The sequence below is a fragment of the Bordetella sp. H567 genome (assembly GCF_001704295.1).
Classification (GTDB): domain Bacteria; phylum Pseudomonadota; class Gammaproteobacteria; order Burkholderiales; family Burkholderiaceae_B; genus Bordetella_C.
In genome coordinates this window covers 3,791,880-3,807,613 of record NZ_CP012334.1, presented here as the reverse complement: position 1 = coordinate 3,807,613, position 15,734 = coordinate 3,791,880, and the positions used below count along the sequence as shown (strand labels likewise).

The window sequence follows — 15,734 nt, the reverse complement described above, 5'->3', positions numbered from 1 at the left end:
TCGTTGTGACCAAGTCGGAGCTTATCGCCGCCTTGGCGGCCCGCTATCCACAGCTGGCCGCCCGCGATACCGATTTCGCCGTGAAGACGATTCTCGATGCGATGGCCCAGGCGCTTGCCGCGGGCCAGCGCATCGAAATCCGGGGTTTCGGCAGTTTTTCGCTGTCGCGGCGTTCGCCGCGCATCGGCCGTAATCCCAAATCCGGCGAACAGGTGCTGGTGCCTGGCAAGCAGGTGCCGCATTTCAAGGCGGGCAAGGAACTTCGCGAACGTGTCGACCTGGACAGCACCGACGATGCATCGTCGAATGCCGCCGGCGACAGCGTGGAAACCGCGGTGTCGGGCGTAGGTGCCCACGCGATGCTCTGATCCGGGCGGTGGCGGTTGCCACTTCGCCGGTACAGGGGTGTCGCAGGGGTCTACACCGTCCCCATGGATCTTCTCCGTCGGGTCTCTCCGATAGTATGCAAAAGGCCGCCGTTCTACGGCGGCCTTTTTGCCTTGGCGCCGCTCCAAGGCAGAACGACCCTGGGGGGTGGAAAGCCGATATATCGGCCCATTCAAGAGGATTGGGCTACCGGGGTCAAAGCGCGCTTACAATCCCGATACTGAACCTTGTGGAGCTCGCGTCATGCGCTATTTCGTCTGGGCGCTGCGATTGATCGTATTCGTCGCGGTGCTGATGTTCGCGCTCAAGAACACCAACCCTGTCCAGGTCAATTTCTACGGCGACTACATCATGCACGATGTACCGCTCATCGTCGTCATGCTCATCACCTTCGTGGTGGGCGCGATTTTCGGGTTGCTGTTGACCGTACCCGCAGCCATGCGCCGCCGGCGCGAAGCCGTGCGCCTGCGCAAGGAATTGGACCGTATGCAGGCCGCCCTGAACAACCAGGCTGGCCAGCCGGCCAATGTGCCGCCGGAAGCCATAGCCCCCATGTCACCCCTGTAATGCCGGTGGCCGTTTTCATTGCCGCGCCGCCGCGCGCGTCCCAACCCCTCAAGAGCGAGCGCCGTGGATTTTGAACCCTGGTGGTTGATATTCGTCCCCCTGTTGTTCGCGCTCGGCTGGCTGGCCGCGCGTTTCGATATCCGCCAGATGCTGTCGGAAACCCGTGTCCTGCCGGACTCCTACTTCCGTGGCCTGAACTTCCTGTTGAATGAAGAGCCGGATCGCGCGATCGATGCGTTCGTCGAAGTCGCCAAGCTGGATCCGGAAACCACCGAACTGCACTTCGCGCTGGGCAGCCTGTTCCGCCGCCGCGGTGAAATGGAACGCGCCATCCGCGTGCACCAAAGCCTGCTCAACCGCGCCGACCTGCCTGTCGCGGAACGCGAACACGCCCAGCACGAGCTGGCCCAGGACTTCCTGAAGGCCGGCATGCTGGACCGCGCCGAAGCAGGCTTCAAACAGCTGCGCGATACGCGTTATTCGCTGCCCGCCCTGCGTTCGCTGATCCGCATCTACGAATCCGAACATGATTGGCCTCGGGCCATCGAAGCCGTCAAGACGCTGCGCGGCCTGGTGGATGAGCCGGTGCCCCAACTGGTGCATTACCACTGCGAACAGGCGCAGCAGGCCATGTCCTTGCAGCCGCCGGACGTCGATGCCGCCCTGGCCGCCCTGGACGCGGCCGACCATGCGGCCAGTATCGCGGGCGAAGGCAGTTCGCCCAGCAAGGGGTCGCTGGTGCGGATTTCCATGCTGCGTGCCCGGCTTGCCGCCCTGGAGGGCGATGCCAAGCGCGAACGCCTGCATCTGGAGTCCGTCCTGACCGACGAGCCGGAATTCGCCGGCCTGGTGGCGGAATCGCTGCTCAACAGCTATCGCGCCAACAACGGCGCTGCCGCCGCGCTGGAGCTGCTGCAAAAGCAGTACGCCAACTATCCCTCGCTGGACCTGTTCAACGTGGTCTTCCGCGAATTGCGCGCGCTGCAGGGCGCGGCCCCGGCCTGGGCGTTCGCCCGTTCGGCGCTGCGCCATCATCCCTCGCTGCTGGGCCTGGACCGCTTGCTGGAAGCCGAATTGGCGGCACCCGGCGGCGATGGCGAGACCAGCCCCGTGCCGGGCGCCGATCTCAGCCTGTTGCGCAGCCTGATCCACAAGCACACCCAGCGCCTCGATCGCTACGCCTGCCGTTCCTGCGGCTTTCAGGCGCGCCGCTATTATTGGCAATGTCCTGGTTGCAACGCGTGGGAGACCTACGCGCCGCGCCGTCTGGAAGAACTTGAATGAGTGCATTTCCCGTTGACGACATTTCGCGTCGCCGCATCCTGGTCGTGGGCGACGTCATGCTGGACCGCTACTGGTTCGGCGAAGTCGACCGCGTATCGCCGGAAGCGCCGGTGCCCATCGTGCGCGTGGCCCGCCGTGAGGATCGCCTGGGCGGCGCCGCCAACGTGGCGCGCAACGTGGTCGCACTCGGTGGCCGGGCCACGCTCATCGGCGTCGTCGGCGCCGACGAGGCCGGCGAACGGATCCACGCGCTGGCGCACGATGCCGGCATCGCGCCGGCCCTGGTCGCCGATGCGGGCCATCCCACCACGCTGAAGATGCGCGTACTAGGCCGCCAGCAGCAGCTGCTGCGAGTGGACTTCGAAGAGTCCCCGCGTGTCGCCGCCCTGGATGCCTTGGGCGCGGAATTCGAACGGCACCTGGCCGGCCATGACGTGGTAGTGGTGTCGGACTACGCCAAGGGGGCGCTGGCGCGCGTGTCGCAGCTCATCCATAGCGCCCGCAAGGCCGGCATCCCGGTGCTGGTGGATCCCAAGGGCGATCATTACGATATCTATCGCGGCGCCACGCTGGTCACGCCCAACCGTTCGGAAATGCAGCAGGCGGTGGGCCGATGGACCTCCGAGGACGACCTGGCAGGGCGCGCTCAGCGCCTGCGCGCGGACCTGGCGCTGGAGGCGTTGCTGGTGACCCGCTCGGAACAGGGCATGACGCTGTTCACGGATGACGGCCGGGAACACGTGGATGCCCAGGCGCACGAGGTATTCGACGTCTCCGGCGCGGGCGATACCGTGCTGGCCACGCTGGCGGTGACGCGCGCGGTCGGCATGCCGTGGCCGCAGGCCATGCGTTGGGCCAACCGCGCCGGCGGCGTGGTGGTCGGCAAGCTGGGAACATCCACCGTCAGCGCCAAGGAACTGGGAGACCTATCATGATCGTCGTGACCGGAGCGGCAGGCTTCATCGGCAGCAACCTGGTGCGCGGTCTGAACCGGCGCGGCATCCAGGACATCATCGCGGTGGACGACCTCAGCGATGGCGACAAGTTCGTGAACCTGGCGGATTGCCGGATCGCGGACTACATGGACAAGGACTACTTCCGCCAGCTGGTGAACGCCCGCTCGTTGCCGAAGATGGACGCCGTGTTTCACCAGGGCGCGTGTTCCGACACGACCGAGCGCAACGGCAAGTACATGATGGACAACAATTACCGCGTGACGCTGGAATTGTTCGACTATTGCCAATCGGAATGCGTGCCCTTCCTGTATGCATCCTCGGCGGCAACCTATGGCGGGTCGTCGGTCTATGCGGAAGATCCCGCCAACGAGCAGCCGCTGAACGTCTACGGTTATTCCAAGCTGCTCTTCGACCAGGTGCTGCGCACGCGGCTGTCGTCGCTGACGGCCCAGGCCGTGGGCCTGCGCTACTTCAATGTCTACGGCCCGCACGAGCAGCACAAGGGCCGCATGGCGTCCGTGGCCTTCCACAACATGAACCAGTTCCTGGCGGAGGGGCATGTGCGCCTGTTCGCCGGCTGGGACGGCTACCCGGACGGCGGCCAAAGCCGCGACTTCATTTCCGTCGAGGACGTGGTGGCGGTCAACCTGCACTTCCTGGACAACCCGCGGACCTCGGGCGTCTTCAACTGCGGCACCGGCCGCGCCCAGCCCTTCAACGATGTGGCGATGGCCGTGGTCAACAGCCTGCGCGAAGAGCGCGGGGAAGCCCCGCTGCCCCTGGACCAGCTCGTCAGCCAGGGGCTGATCCGCTATATCCCCTTCCCGGACGATCTGAAGGGCCGCTACCAGAGCTACACGCAGGCCGACACCAGCCGTCTGCGCGCGGCGGGCTTCGACCAACCGATGCGGGACGTGCAGACGGGGGTGGCCGAATACGTGCGCTACTGGCGCGCGCGCAAGCAGGCGTAGATTCCCGGGTGGACGTTTACGTTCACTCGCGCTCCGCCCCGGATGGCGGCGGGCGATGATGGCTTCGGCGTTTCAGACGCCGCCCATCAACGCCTTTCACCGCTGTCCGGAGGCCCTTATGTATCCTTTTCTGCACAATTCCGTGGCGACCGTTCCGGCGGCGCCGGCCTGCGTCGCCGCGCCGCCCACGCCGGCGCCGCGGCATACGCGCTGGCAGCGCGCGTTCGGCCGCCTGGCGCTTGCCGCCGGCCTGGCCATGGCAGTGCTGCCCGCGCGGGCGCTGGACGTAAACAGCGCGACGGTCGACCAGTTGCGCGCCATCCGCGGTGTAGGGCCCAAGACGGCCGAAACCATCGTCAAGGAACGCGAACGCGGCGGCCGCTTCGAATCCATGGAAGATCTGTCCGAACGCGTCCGCGGCATCGGACCGCGCCGTGCGCAAGCCCTGGAAGCCGCCGGCCTGCGCGTGTCGCCGGGCGTCGCCGCGCCGGGCGCCCGTTCCCCGTCCGCCCCCGCCGCGGGGGCCACCCCAGGCGGCCGGAACAACAAGGATGCGCAAGCCGGACGCAGCGCGCCGCGCGGCGCGCGCTGATCCGCGTATTGCGTGCCCCTTGCGCCGACGCGGCCAAGGCGTCGGCGCATTTTTGGCCGAGTTATAGTGGGGGCATGAAACCCGTTACCTATCCCACCGTCGAACAGACCGTCGGCAATACGCCATTGGTTCGCCTGCAGCGCATCCCCGGGTCGGATAATGCCGCCCGCGGCAACGTCATCCTGGCCAAGCTGGAAGGCAACAATCCCGCCGGTTCGGTCAAGGACCGTCCCGCCTTGTCCATGATCCGCCACGCCGAGGCGCGCGGCGAAATCAAGCCCGGCGACACGTTGATCGAGGCCACGAGCGGCAACACCGGCATTGCGCTGGCCATGGTGGCGGCGATGCGTGGCTACCGCATGATCCTGATCATGCCGGACAACCTCTCGGTGGAACGACGTGCCGCCATGACCGCGTATGGCGCGCAGTTGATCCTGACGCCGGCGAACAAGGGCGGCATGGAGTACGCGCGCGATCTGGCGATGGCGATGCAGAGCGAAGGCAAGGGCAAGGTCCTGGACCAGTTCGCCAATCCGGACAATCCCCGCGCGCATATCGAAGGCACGGGGCCCGAACTCTGGAGCCAGACCGAGGGCGGCATCACCCATTTCGTCAGCGCGATGGGGACCACCGGCACCATCATGGGCGTGTCCACCTATCTGAAGGCGCGTAATTCCGCCATCCAGGTGATCGGCGCGCAGCCCGAGGAAGGCTCGCAGATCCCCGGCATACGCAAATGGCCGGAAGCCTATCTGCCGGCCATTTTCGATCGCAGCCGCGTGGATGCCTACGAAAACATCAAGCAGGCCGATGCCGAAGCCATGGCCCGCCGCCTGGCGGCGGAAGAGGGCATCTTCGCCGGCATTTCCTCGGCCGGCGCGCTGCTGGCCGCGCTGCGCGTGGCCGCCCGCGTGGAAAACGCCACCATCGTGTTCATCGTGTGCGACCGTGGCGACCGCTATCTGTCCACCGGCGTGTTCAACTGAAGCGATTGGGCCGCCATGGCGCCCATGCGCGCCTGGATGGCGGTGGCCAGGTCCGCCACGGACGTGGCGTAGAAATAGCTGTGGTTGTATTGCGTCAGGGCAAAGAAATTCACCGTGCCGGTGCGGTATTCGGCGGTACCGGCGGACTCCTCCGGCAAGTCAATGACACCCAGCATGCCCTGCTGCCAGCCGGTATCTGAAACCGGCGTCGCGCTCGCGGTCAGGGTCGCGCCCGCGGCCTGCAGTTGCGGCCATGTGCGCGTCGGCGCCAGCCCGCCGTCCACCAGCCGTCCGGCATCGGCGGGTAAAAGAACCGGCGCGAACACCGGGCGGCCCCGTTCCCAACCGTGCTCCATCAGGAAATTGCCCACCGACAGAATGGCGTCGCGGGGGTTGTTGGCCAGGTCGATATGGCCGCTGCCGTCCCCATCCACCGCATAGCGCATGATGCTGCCCGGCATGAACTGCGGCATGCCGATGGCGCCGGCATAGGACCCTTGGGTCTGCAGGTCCAGTTTGCCCTGCAGCGCCAATGTCAGGAAATCCGCCAGTTGCGATTGGAACATCTGCGCGCGTTCGGGCTTGGACGGGTCCGGATAGTCGAAGGCCAGGGTCGACAGCGCGTCCAGGACGCGGAAATTCCCCATGTTGCGGCCGTACAGGGTTTCCACGCCGATGATGCCCACGATGATGGCCGGCGGCACGCCGAAACGCTGCGCCGCCTGGTTCAGCGTATCGGCGTTCTCCTGCCAGAATGTCATGCCCCAGCCGATGCGCTTCGGTTCCACCACGCGGGCCCGATACGTGGCCCAGCTGCGCGAGATCTTCCGGCCCGGCGGCGGGGCAATCAGCCGTGCCACGGCGGGGCTATAGCGGGCATCGGCCAGCGCCCCGGCCAGCTGGGATGCGGGCAGGCCGCGTTCCGTGGACAGTTGCTGGATGAAGGCCTGCACGTCCGCTCGCATCTGGCCGTCCGGCGCCGCGACCGCGGACCGCTGCTCATCGGCCGTTACGGCGCCGCCTTCGCTGCCTATCGTGGATGCGGAGCCTACCCCGGGGGGCGGGCCGATGCGGATGCGCGGCACCGACGCGTCCGGAACAGCCGGCGCCTGGGCGCCCGCCGCGCCGGGGATGCCATCCGGCCGGTTGCGGGCGGTGGAGCAGCCCGTCAATAGCAGGGTGGTTATCAGGCCGAGTTGCAGTAATTGCCGACAGGTGAACATAATCCTTCCATGGAGACCCTGTATCTTACCCACCCATCCTGCCGGCTGCATGAAATGGGCGAGTGGCATCCCGAATGTCCGCAGAGACTCGATGCCATCTCGGATCAGCTGCTGGCCAGCGGCATCATGCCCTACCTGGATGCGCGCGAAGCCGGTCCCGCGCCACGCGAGGCCCTGTTGCGCGCCCATGACGCGGCCTATGTGGATGCCTTGGCCGCGGCGGTGCCCAGCGCGGGCTACCGCGCGCTGGATCCGGATACCCACATGAATCCGCACAGCTACGAGGCCGCCTTGCATGCCGCGGGTGCGGGTGTGCAGGCGGTGGACTGGATCATGGCAGGCGAGGCGCCCACGGCCTTCTGCGCGGTCCGTCCACCCGGCCATCATGCCTGCCGCGACCGTGCCATGGGTTTCTGCCTGTTCAACAACGTCGCGATCGCCGCGCATCACGCCATGGCGCGCTACGGCCTGGAGCGCGTGGCCATCGTGGACTTCGACGTGCACCATGGCAATGGCACCGAGGATATCTTCGCGGGCGATGCGCGCGTGCTGATGTGCGGGATTTTCCAGCACCCGTTCTATCCCTATAGCGGCGCCGATCCGGCCGCGGACAATATGCTCAATGTGCCCGTGGCGGCGTACACGGCCGGCGCCGAGGTGCGCGACATCGTGACGCGGATCTGGCTGCCGCGGCTGGAGGCCCACCGTCCGCAACTGGTGCTGGTATCGGCCGGCTTCGACGCCCATCGCGAGGACGAACTGGGCCAACTGGGCTTGGTCGAGGCCGATTACGCCTGGATCACGAACCAGCTCATGCAACTTGCCGATCGCCATGCCCAGGGCCGCGTGGTCAGCATGCTGGAAGGGGGCTACGACCTTTCCGCGCTGGGCCGCAGCGCGGTCGCCCATATCCGCGAGCTGGCGCGCTTGTAGCCGCCGTTGCCGCTTGCTTTTCGCGACGTGAAACGGGGGCAGGGCAGGCCGTGCCCCCAAGGTTGTAGAATCAGGCGATTCCACTATACGCCGCGGTTTTCGCGCGGCGTTCGATTATTCGATATCTGGAGGCTGCTGGATGAAGGTCTTGGTACCGGTCAAACGCGTGGTTGACTACAACGTCAAGGTGCGCGTGAAATCCGATCAAACGGGCGTCGACATTGCCAACGTCAAAATGTCGATGAACCCGTTCGACGAAATCGCCGTGGAAGAGGCCACCCGGCTCAAGGAAAACGGCACGGCAAGCGAAGTCATCGCGGTGTCGTGCGGCGTCGCGCAGTGCCAGGAAACCCTGCGCACGGCCATGGCCATCGGGGCGGACCGCGGCGTCCTGGTGCAGACCGATGCCGAGTTGCAGCCGCTGGCCGTCGCCAAGCTCTTGAAGGCGCTGGTGGACAAGGAGCAGCCGCAGCTGGTCATCCTCGGCAAGCAGGCCATCGATGACGACGCCAACCAGACGGGCCAGATGCTGGCCGCGCTGCTGGACTGGCCGCAGGCCACCTTCGCCAACAAGGTGGAGATCGCCGACGGCAAGGCCACGGTCACCCGCGAGGTCGACGGCGGCCTGGAAACCGTGGCGCTGAAGCTGCCCGCCATCGTCACCACCGACCTGCGCCTGAACGAGCCGCGCTACGTCACGCTGCCGAACATCATGAAGGCCAAGAAGAAGACGCTGGACACCGTCACGCCGCAGGACCTGGGCGTGGATCCGGCGCCGCGCCTGAAGACCTTGAAGGTGACCGAGCCGCCCGCGCGCAAGGCCGGCATCAAGGTGCCCGACGTGGCGACGCTGGTGGACAAACTGAAGAACGAAGCGAAGGTGGTTTGAGATGACGAGCCTGGTTATTGCCGAACACGATAACGCCCAGCTGAAAGGGGCGACGCTGAACACGGTCGCCGCGGCCGCCAAGCTGGGCGGCGACGTACACGTGCTGGTGGCCGGCGGCGGCGCGCAAGCCGTCGCGGAGCAAGCCGCCCGTATCGCGGGCGTGTCCAAGGTACTGCTGGCCGATGCGCCGCACCTGGCCAACGGCCTGGCGGAAAACCTCGCCGCTCAGGTGCTGGCGGTGGCGCAGGCCTACAGCCACATCCTGTTCCCGGCCACGGCCTCCGGCAAGAACGTCGCGCCGCGCGTGGCCGCCAAGCTGGATGTCGCGCAGATTTCCGACATTTCGGCGGTGGACTCCGCGGATACCTTCGAGCGGCCCATCTATGCGGGCAATGCGATCGCCACGGTCCAGTCCAGCGATGCGGTCAAGGTCATTACGGTGCGCACGACGGCCTTCGACGCCGCGGCCGCGCAAGGCGGTTCGGCCCAGGTCGACACCGTGGCGCCGGTGGCCGACAGCGGCCTGTCGTCGTTCGTCGGCCGCGAAGTGGCCAAGAGCGATCGTCCTGAACTGGCGGGCGCGCGCGCGGTGGTATCGGGCGGCCGCGGGCTGGGCAGCGCGGAGAACTTCAAGATCCTGGATCCGCTGGCCGACAAGCTGGGCGCGGCGCTGGGTGCCTCGCGCGCGGCCGTCGATGCCGGCTATGCGCCCAACGACTGGCAGGTGGGCCAGACCGGCAAGATCGTCGCCCCGCAGCTGTACGTGGCGGTCGGCATTTCCGGCGCCATCCAGCATTTGGCGGGGATGAAGGATTCCAAGGTCATCGTGGCCATCAACAAGGATGCGGAAGCGCCGATTTTCGGCGTGGCGGACTACGGCCTGGTGGGCGATCTGTTCACGCTAGTGCCCGAACTGGTCAGCGCGCTTTAAGCTTTAATATAGGCAGACCAAGGCGCATTGCGGTTCGCCGCGCGCACAGCAACGGCCGTCCTGGTGGACGGCCGTTGTGCTTTCGGCGTGGGCCGGGGCGCACCCGGCGTCCCGCACGGCGGCCGCCGGTTGCGTCCGACAAGGAGACGACATGAGCTACCACGTACCGATCGCGGATATCCGCTTCACCCTGAAGGAACTGGCCAGCCTGGACGACATCCTGGCCTTGCCGGGATACGCAGAGGTTTCCGCGGATCTGGTGGATGCGGTGCTGCGCGAAAACGCGCGCTTCGTGGAAGAGGCCGTGGCGCCGCTGAATCGCACCGGCGATCGGCAGCCTGCCGCCTGGCGCGACGGTGCGGTGGCCACGCCGCCGGGCTATGCCGCGGCCTATCGCACCTATGCCGAGGGCGGCTGGCAGGGCTTGCTGCATCCGCCCGCGTGGGGCGGCCAGGGCCTGCCCAAGGTGGTGGCGGCGATTGCAAACGAGAACATCAATGCCGCCTGCCTTGCTTTTTCGCTTTGCCCGCTGTTGACCGACGGCGTGATCGAGGCCCTGCTGACGGTAGGCAGCGAAGCGCTGCGCAATACCTATGTGCCGAATCTGGTCTCGGGCAAATGGACCGGCACGATGAACCTGACCGAACCGCAAGCCGGCTCGGACCTGGCGCAGATCGCCACGCGCGCGGTGCCGCAGCCGGACGGCAGCTACCGTCTGGCGGGCCAGAAAATCTTCATTACTTACGGCGAACACGATATGGCCGAGAACATCGTCCATCTGGTGCTGGCGCGCACGCCTGATGCTCCGCGCGGCGTGAAAGGCATATCGCTGTTCGTCGTTCCCAAATACCTGCCCGACGCCGACGGCCGCCCGGGCGTGCGCAACGATGTGTGGTGTGCCTCGCTGGAGCACAAGCTGGGCATTCACGGCAGCCCGACGGCGGTGTTGATGTATGGCGCGGGCAAGGGCGACGTGGGCGAGGGCGCGGTCGGCCATCTGGTGGGCGAGGAAAACCACGGCCTGGAATACATGTTCATCATGATGAACGCGGCCCGCTATGCCGTTGGACAGCAGGGCGTGGCGCTGGCCGAGCGGGCCACGCAGCAGGCGGTGGCCTATGCGCGCGAACGCGTCCAGGGCCGGGCCGTGGAAGGTTCGAGCGGGCCAGTGACCATCGCGCACCATCCGGATGTGCAGCGCATGCTGTTGACCATGCGGGCCTTGACGGAAGGCGGACGCTCGCTGTCCTATGCGACGGCGGCTGCCCTGGATATGGCGAACCATCATCCGGACGCGGGCACGCGCGACCGCAACCGCGCTTTCTACGAGTTCATGGTGCCCGTGGTCAAGGGGTTCTGCACGGAGTCCGCGGTGGAGGTGGCTTCCCTGGGGGTGCAGGTACACGGCGGCATGGGCTATATCGAAGAGACCGGAGCCGCGCAGCACTATCGCGACGCCCGCATCCTGCCGATCTACGAAGGCACGACCGCCATCCAGGCAAACGACTTGATCGGGCGCAAGCTGCTGCGCGACGGCGGCGCCACCGCGCGCCGCATCCAGCAGGAGATCCGCGCGACGCTGGATGCGCTGCAGGCGGCACAGGCGCGGGCCGATGACCGCAACGCGCCGGCCCTGGCGCTACTGCATGCCAATCTGGCGCAGGCCATGCAGGCTCAGCAGCAGGCCCTGGAGTTCATGGCGCGCACGGCGATGGGCAACGTGCGCGCGGTTTTCGCGGGCAGCGTGCCTTTCCTGATGCTCACCGGGATACTCGTGGCGGGATGGCAGATGGGCCGGACGGCGATAGCGTGCGAGCGACTTCTGAGCGAAGGCGATGCGACGGGTACGGAATGGTCCGCGGAATTTCTGCGCAACAAGGTGGCGACGGCGTTTTTCTATGGGGCGCACATCCTTCCGCGGGCGGCGGCGCTATCGTCCGCGGTGCAGGCCGGCGTTGTCGTGGAGACCTGCGCGAGATACTCCGATATTGCATAAAGTTATATACATTTTTGCTTTTGTGTAGCGGAGTTTGATGCAAGAATCATGGGATGGATTGCGTCGGGAATGGGCGCGAGCCCATATGTCCGCCGGACAGCATTTCGCGCCCGGCCTTTATTTTCTCCGGAAAGGATCGATCATGGGACAACTACGTTTGGGCGATGAAGCCCCCGATTTCGAGCAAAAATCCTCCGTCGGCCCCATCCGTTTTCACGAGTACCTGGGCAATAGCTGGGGTGTGCTTTTTTCCCATCCGGCCGACTTCACGCCGGTATGCACCACGGAACTGGGCTATACCGCCAAGCTGGCGGACGAGTTCGCCAAGCGCAACGTGAAAGTGCTGGCGCTGTCGGTGGACCCCGTGGATTCGCACACCAAGTGGATCGACGACATCAACGACACGCAAGGAACGACGGTCAACTTCCCCATCCTGGCGGACGAAGACCGCAAGGTATCGGAGCTGTATGACATGATTCACCCGAACGCCAGCGCCACGGCCACGGTGCGTTCGGTATTCATCGTCGATCCCGCCAAGAAGGTACGCCTGATCATTACCTATCCCGCCAGCACGGGCCGCAACTTCAACGAGATCCTGCGCGTGATCGATTCGCTGCAATTGACCGACAGCCACAGCGTGGCCACGCCGGTGAATTGGCAGGATGGCGACGACGTCATCATCGTGCCGTCGCTGAAGGACGAGGACGTCATCAAGCAGAAATTCCCCAAGGGATACAAGGCGGTGCGGCCCTATCTGCGCATCACGCCCCAACCGAACAAGTAAGCGCGGCAAGCGTCCGCTTGCGTCGAAGGCCTCCGGTGGACGGAGGCTTTTTTTTGGGCGCCGCGGCGGGAATATTCCCGGCCGCGGTCGTCAAGCACGCCGCGATTCCGCTTCCAGAAATATGCAAACAAGCACATCTTCGTTTGATGCGCCGGACATCGCCCGCACAATGCCGCTTCATCGTGAGGCGCTCGCGCGTCGCCCGAGCAGACCCATAATGCCCCGCGGGGCAACATCGCCCAAACGGACGCCATGACGCACGACAAGCACAAGCGGGACTTCCTGAAACGGTCGCTGGGCCTGGCGTCCGCCTGCATGGGATTGAGCCCGCTGGGGCCGGCCGCGCGCGGGCAGGGGCGTCCGCTCGAACTTCTGAACGTGTCCTACGATCCCACACGGGAGCTGTATGCGCAGTACAACCCCTTGTTCGCGAAGTACTGGAAAGACAGGACCGGCCAGGACGTCTCCATCCGGAATTCGCATGGCGGTTCTTCCAAGCAGGCGCGCAGCGTCATCGACGGCGTCGACGCCGATGTGGTCACGCTGGGCCTGGCCCCGGATGTCGAGGCGCTGGTCGCCCATGGCGGCCTCGTCAGGCCGGGATGGCAAGGCCGCCTTCCCGGCAATTCCTCCCCGTATACATCCACGATCATTCTGCTGGTGCGCAAGGGCAACCCCAAAGGGATCAAGGGCTGGGACGACCTGGTCCAGCCCGGGGTGTCGGTCATCACGCCCAACCCCAAGACGTCGGCCGGCGCACGCTGGAATTATCTTGCGGCATGGGAGCACGCGCGCCGCGTTTCCGGCGAGGCAGGCGCCAGGGCCTTCATTGAAAAACTCTACCGCAATGTGCCGTTGCTGGATTCCGGCGCACGCGGGTCGACCATCACGTTCGCGCAACGCGGCGTGGGCGACGTGCTGATTTCCTGGGAAAACGATGCCTTCCTGGCGCAGAAGGAATTCGGCGCGGGCCAGCTCGATATCGTCGTGCCGGCCCTGAGCGTGCTGTGCGAACCCACGGTGGCAGTCGTCGACAAGAATGTCGATCGCAAGGGTACGCGCGACGTGGCCGAAGCCTATCTGAAGTATCTGTATTCCGACGAAGCGCAAGACCTCATCGCCCGCAATGACTACCGGCCCACCGGCGAGAAAGCCAAGGTTCGGTATGCATCGCGGTTCGCGAAGCTGGACCTGTTCACCATTCGTGACCTGGGCGGCTGGCCCGCGGTGGACAAGCTGCATTTCGCCGATAACGGGATATTCGACCAGATCTATGTCAAGCAGTAGCCGCCTGGCGATGGCCACGATGATCTCGCCCACGCGCGAGCCGCCCCCCGTGCTGCCCCTGCCATCGGGTCGCCGCGGCGCACGTACGCCCTCGCTGCTGCCGGGCCTGAACCTGACGCTCGGCCTATCCCTCCTGTATCTGGGCGTCTTGGTGCTGCTGCCGCTATCGGCCTTGGTCATCAAGGCCGCCGGCTTGACGTGGGACGCCTTCGCCGCCGCCGTCGCCTCGCCGCGGGTGCTGGCGGCGTATCGCGTCACCTTCGGCGCATCCTTGATCGCGGCGCTGGTCAATCTGGTCTTCGGCCTTCTGGTGGCATGGGTCCTGGTGCGCTACCGGTTTCCCGGCAAACGCCTGCTCGATGCGCTGGTCGACCTGCCGTTCGCGCTGCCCACCGCGGTCGCCGGTATCGCGCTGGCGGCGCTGCTGGGTCCGCACGGCTGGATAGGCGGCCTGCTCGCGCCGCTGGGTATCAAGATCGCCTACACGCCCGCGGGCATCGTCGTCGCGCTTATCTTCATCGGCATTCCCTTCGTCGTGCGCACGGTGCAGCCGGTGCTGGAGGACGTCGAGGCCGCGCTGGAGGAGGCCGCATCCAGCCTGGGCGCGAGGCCCGTCCAGGTGTTCATCCGTGTGCTGCTGCCCGCCATCACGCCGGCGCTGCTGACCGGCTTCGCGATGGCGTTCGCCCGCGCGATCGGGGAATACGGTTCGGTGGTTTTCATCGCGGGCAATATGCCCATGGTGTCGGAAATCGCGCCCTTGCTGATACTCGTCAAGCTGGAACAGTTCGACTATGCCGGCGCCGCCGCGATCGGCGCGGTGCTGCTGGGCCTGTCCTTCGCGATGCTGCTGGGGATCAACGGCCTGCAGGCATGGCGCCGTCGCGTCCAGGACGGAGGGCTGCCGTGAGGGCGTCTTCCCTGGTGTCGCGTTCACCTTTGCCCTCCGGGCGCATCGGGCGCGTGTCGCTGATCGTGGCGGCGGCCGCCTTCCTGACGCTGTTCCTTGTCCTGCCGCTATGCACCGTGTGCATCGAAGCCTTGCGCAAGGGAGCGGATGCCTACGTGGCCGCGCTGGCGCAGCCGGATTCGTTGTCGGCCATCCTGCTGACGCTACAGACCGCGGCGATCTGCGTGCCCATGAACATGGCCTTCGGCGTAGCGGTCGCCTGGGCGATCGCCAAGCATAAATTTCGCGGGAAATCCGTGCTGCTCACCCTGATCGACCTGCCGTTTTCCGTCTCCCCCGTGGTGGCCGGCCTTTCCTGCATGCTGATCGTCGGGGCGCAGGGCTGGATGGGGCCGTGGCTGATGGCGCACGACCTGAAGATCGCTTTCGCCGTGCCCGGCATCGTGCTGGTCACCACCTTCGTGACGCTGCCACTGGTGGCACGCGAGCTGGTCCCGCTGATGCAGGCCCAGGGCAGCGAGGAGGAAGAAGCCGCCATCGTCCTGGGCGCGCGCGGCTGGCAAACATTCTGGCACGTCACCCTGCCCAACATCCGCTGGGGCCTGTTGTATGGCGTGATCCTGTGCAATGCGCGTGCGATGGGCGAATTCGGCGCTGTCTCCGTCATATCCGGGCATATCCGCGGCCTGACCAACACCATTCCCCTGCAGGTGGAAATTCTCTACAACGAATACCAGATCCAGGCGGGATTCTCGGTCGCGTCGCTGCTGGCCGTGCTGGCCCTCGTCACGCTGGCCGTCAAAACCGTGGTGCAATGGCGGCACGCGGGGGCCGTGGCGCGGTTGCGGCAGGCCCACCCCCGAAGCGCTTTGCGCTTCCCCCTCAAGGGGGCGACGGTCGCGGACCGGCAAAGCCGGCTCCGCGCCGTCCCCGGTCGCGGCCTACCTGTTTCGTGCGTGGCGGGTGGCGCGGGGCGTCATGGAGAACTAGGATGATGTCCACGCGGTGCCGGCGGCCCTGCAGGCGCCTGGGTGTGCC

General features: G+C 66.2%; 16 protein-coding genes. 15 read left to right on the top strand and 1 reads right to left on the bottom strand.

Going from position 1 to position 15,734, the window contains the following annotated elements; genetic code table 11:
* The first annotated feature begins 5 nt into the window (after positions 1–5).
* From AKI39_RS17135 to cysM, 7 genes are all read left to right on the top strand, one after another.
* Complete coding sequence (locus AKI39_RS17135) at positions 6–368, top strand: integration host factor subunit beta (protein WP_066638638.1); 363 nt, start codon at positions 6–8, stop codon at positions 366–368.
* A gap of 262 nt (positions 369–630) precedes the next feature.
* Complete coding sequence (locus AKI39_RS17130; RefSeq protein WP_066638636.1) at positions 631–954, top strand: LapA family protein; 324 nt, start codon at positions 631–633, stop codon at positions 952–954.
* Between the two features lie 63 nt (positions 955–1,017).
* Positions 1,018–2,238, top strand: coding sequence for a lipopolysaccharide assembly protein LapB (lapB, locus tag AKI39_RS17125; protein ID WP_066638634.1), 1,221 nt, complete (start codon positions 1,018–1,020; stop codon positions 2,236–2,238).
* Entirely contained in the window at positions 2,235–3,173 is a 939-nt protein-coding gene (gene rfaE1, locus AKI39_RS17120) for a D-glycero-beta-D-manno-heptose-7-phosphate kinase (protein ID WP_066638633.1), read from the top strand. The genes lapB and rfaE1 overlap by 4 nt, the downstream gene beginning before the upstream one ends.
* On the top strand, positions 3,170–4,165 hold the full coding sequence (gene rfaD / locus AKI39_RS17115; protein WP_066638631.1) for an ADP-glyceromanno-heptose 6-epimerase: 996 nt from the start codon (positions 3,170–3,172) through the stop codon (positions 4,163–4,165). The genes rfaE1 and rfaD overlap by 4 nt, the downstream gene beginning before the upstream one ends.
* A 118-nt stretch (positions 4,166–4,283) precedes the next feature.
* On the top strand, positions 4,284–4,757 hold the full coding sequence (locus AKI39_RS17110; protein ID WP_083229127.1) for a ComEA family DNA-binding protein: 474 nt from the start codon (positions 4,284–4,286) through the stop codon (positions 4,755–4,757).
* A 74-nt stretch (positions 4,758–4,831) separates the two neighbouring features.
* Positions 4,832–5,743: a cysteine synthase CysM gene (cysM, locus tag AKI39_RS17105; protein ID WP_066638628.1), complete on the top strand. Its 912-nt coding sequence runs from the start codon at positions 4,832–4,834 to the stop codon at positions 5,741–5,743.
* Here cysM and mltB read toward each other — a convergent pair.
* Positions 5,716–6,966 carry a lytic murein transglycosylase B gene (gene mltB, locus AKI39_RS17100; RefSeq protein ID WP_066638625.1) on the bottom strand — a complete coding sequence of 417 codons (1,251 nt, stop codon included), beginning with the start codon at positions 6,964–6,966 and terminating at the stop codon, positions 5,716–5,718. The two genes, cysM and mltB, sit on opposite strands and share 28 nt — an antisense overlap.
* Before the next feature lie 9 nt (positions 6,967–6,975).
* On the opposite strand from mltB, the gene AKI39_RS17095 reads away from it, so the two are divergent.
* From AKI39_RS17095 to cysW, 8 genes are all read left to right on the top strand, one after another.
* Positions 6,976–7,899 carry a histone deacetylase family protein gene (locus AKI39_RS17095; protein WP_066638622.1) on the top strand — a complete coding sequence of 308 codons (924 nt, stop codon included), beginning with the start codon at positions 6,976–6,978 and terminating at the stop codon, positions 7,897–7,899.
* Between the two features lie 139 nt (positions 7,900–8,038).
* Positions 8,039–8,788 (top strand): electron transfer flavoprotein subunit beta/FixA family protein, encoded by a 750-nt coding sequence (locus AKI39_RS17090; protein WP_066638620.1) that lies wholly within the window; start codon positions 8,039–8,041, stop codon positions 8,786–8,788.
* A gap of 1 nt (position 8,789) precedes the next feature.
* Positions 8,790–9,719 (top strand): electron transfer flavoprotein subunit alpha/FixB family protein, encoded by a 930-nt coding sequence (locus AKI39_RS17085; RefSeq protein ID WP_066638617.1) that lies wholly within the window; start codon positions 8,790–8,792, stop codon positions 9,717–9,719.
* A gap of 151 nt (positions 9,720–9,870) precedes the next feature.
* Complete coding sequence (locus AKI39_RS17080) at positions 9,871–11,715, top strand: acyl-CoA dehydrogenase (protein WP_066638615.1); 1,845 nt, start codon at positions 9,871–9,873, stop codon at positions 11,713–11,715.
* Between the two features lie 142 nt (positions 11,716–11,857).
* Positions 11,858–12,499, top strand: coding sequence for a peroxiredoxin (locus AKI39_RS17075; protein ID WP_066643222.1), 642 nt, complete (start codon positions 11,858–11,860; stop codon positions 12,497–12,499).
* Positions 12,500–12,751: 252 nt separating this feature from the next.
* Positions 12,752–13,786: a sulfate ABC transporter substrate-binding protein gene (locus AKI39_RS17070; RefSeq protein ID WP_066638612.1), complete on the top strand. Its 1,035-nt coding sequence runs from the start codon at positions 12,752–12,754 to the stop codon at positions 13,784–13,786.
* 52 nt (positions 13,787–13,838) lie between these two features.
* Positions 13,839–14,696, top strand: a complete 858-nt coding sequence (gene cysT, locus AKI39_RS17065; protein ID WP_443103648.1) for a sulfate ABC transporter permease subunit CysT — start codon at positions 13,839–13,841, stop codon at positions 14,694–14,696.
* Entirely contained in the window at positions 14,660–15,691 is a 1,032-nt protein-coding gene (gene cysW, locus AKI39_RS17060) for a sulfate ABC transporter permease subunit CysW (protein ID WP_083228898.1), read from the top strand. Before cysT ends, cysW begins: the two co-directional genes overlap by 37 nt.
* Positions 15,692–15,734: the final 43 nt, after the last annotated feature.

Excerpts from the sequence above, each read along its gene's own strand:
- rfaE1 (WP_066638633.1), top strand. The coding sequence starts at position 2,235 with ATGAGTGCATTTCCCGTTGACGACATTTCGCGTCGCCGCATCCTGGTC.
- AKI39_RS17085 (WP_066638617.1), top strand. The coding sequence starts at position 8,790 with ATGACGAGCCTGGTTATTGCCGAACACGATAACGCCCAGCTGAAAGGG.
- cysW (WP_083228898.1), top strand. The coding sequence starts at position 14,660 with ATGGCGCCGTCGCGTCCAGGACGGAGGGCTGCCGTGAGGGCGTCTTCC.
- AKI39_RS17110 (WP_083229127.1), top strand. The coding sequence starts at position 4,284 with ATGTATCCTTTTCTGCACAATTCCGTGGCGACCGTTCCGGCGGCGCCG.
- AKI39_RS17090 (WP_066638620.1), top strand. The coding sequence starts at position 8,039 with ATGAAGGTCTTGGTACCGGTCAAACGCGTGGTTGACTACAACGTCAAG.
- rfaD (WP_066638631.1), top strand. The coding sequence starts at position 3,170 with ATGATCGTCGTGACCGGAGCGGCAGGCTTCATCGGCAGCAACCTGGTG.
- AKI39_RS17075 (WP_066643222.1), top strand. The coding sequence starts at position 11,858 with ATGGGACAACTACGTTTGGGCGATGAAGCCCCCGATTTCGAGCAAAAA.
- mltB (WP_066638625.1), bottom strand. The coding sequence starts at position 6,966 with ATGTTCACCTGTCGGCAATTACTGCAACTCGGCCTGATAACCACCCTG.
- AKI39_RS17080 (WP_066638615.1), top strand. The coding sequence starts at position 9,871 with ATGAGCTACCACGTACCGATCGCGGATATCCGCTTCACCCTGAAGGAA.
- AKI39_RS17070 (WP_066638612.1), top strand. The coding sequence starts at position 12,752 with ATGACGCACGACAAGCACAAGCGGGACTTCCTGAAACGGTCGCTGGGC.
- cysM (WP_066638628.1), top strand. The coding sequence starts at position 4,832 with ATGAAACCCGTTACCTATCCCACCGTCGAACAGACCGTCGGCAATACG.
- AKI39_RS17095 (WP_066638622.1), top strand. The coding sequence starts at position 6,976 with ATGGAGACCCTGTATCTTACCCACCCATCCTGCCGGCTGCATGAAATG.
- AKI39_RS17130 (WP_066638636.1), top strand. The coding sequence starts at position 631 with ATGCGCTATTTCGTCTGGGCGCTGCGATTGATCGTATTCGTCGCGGTG.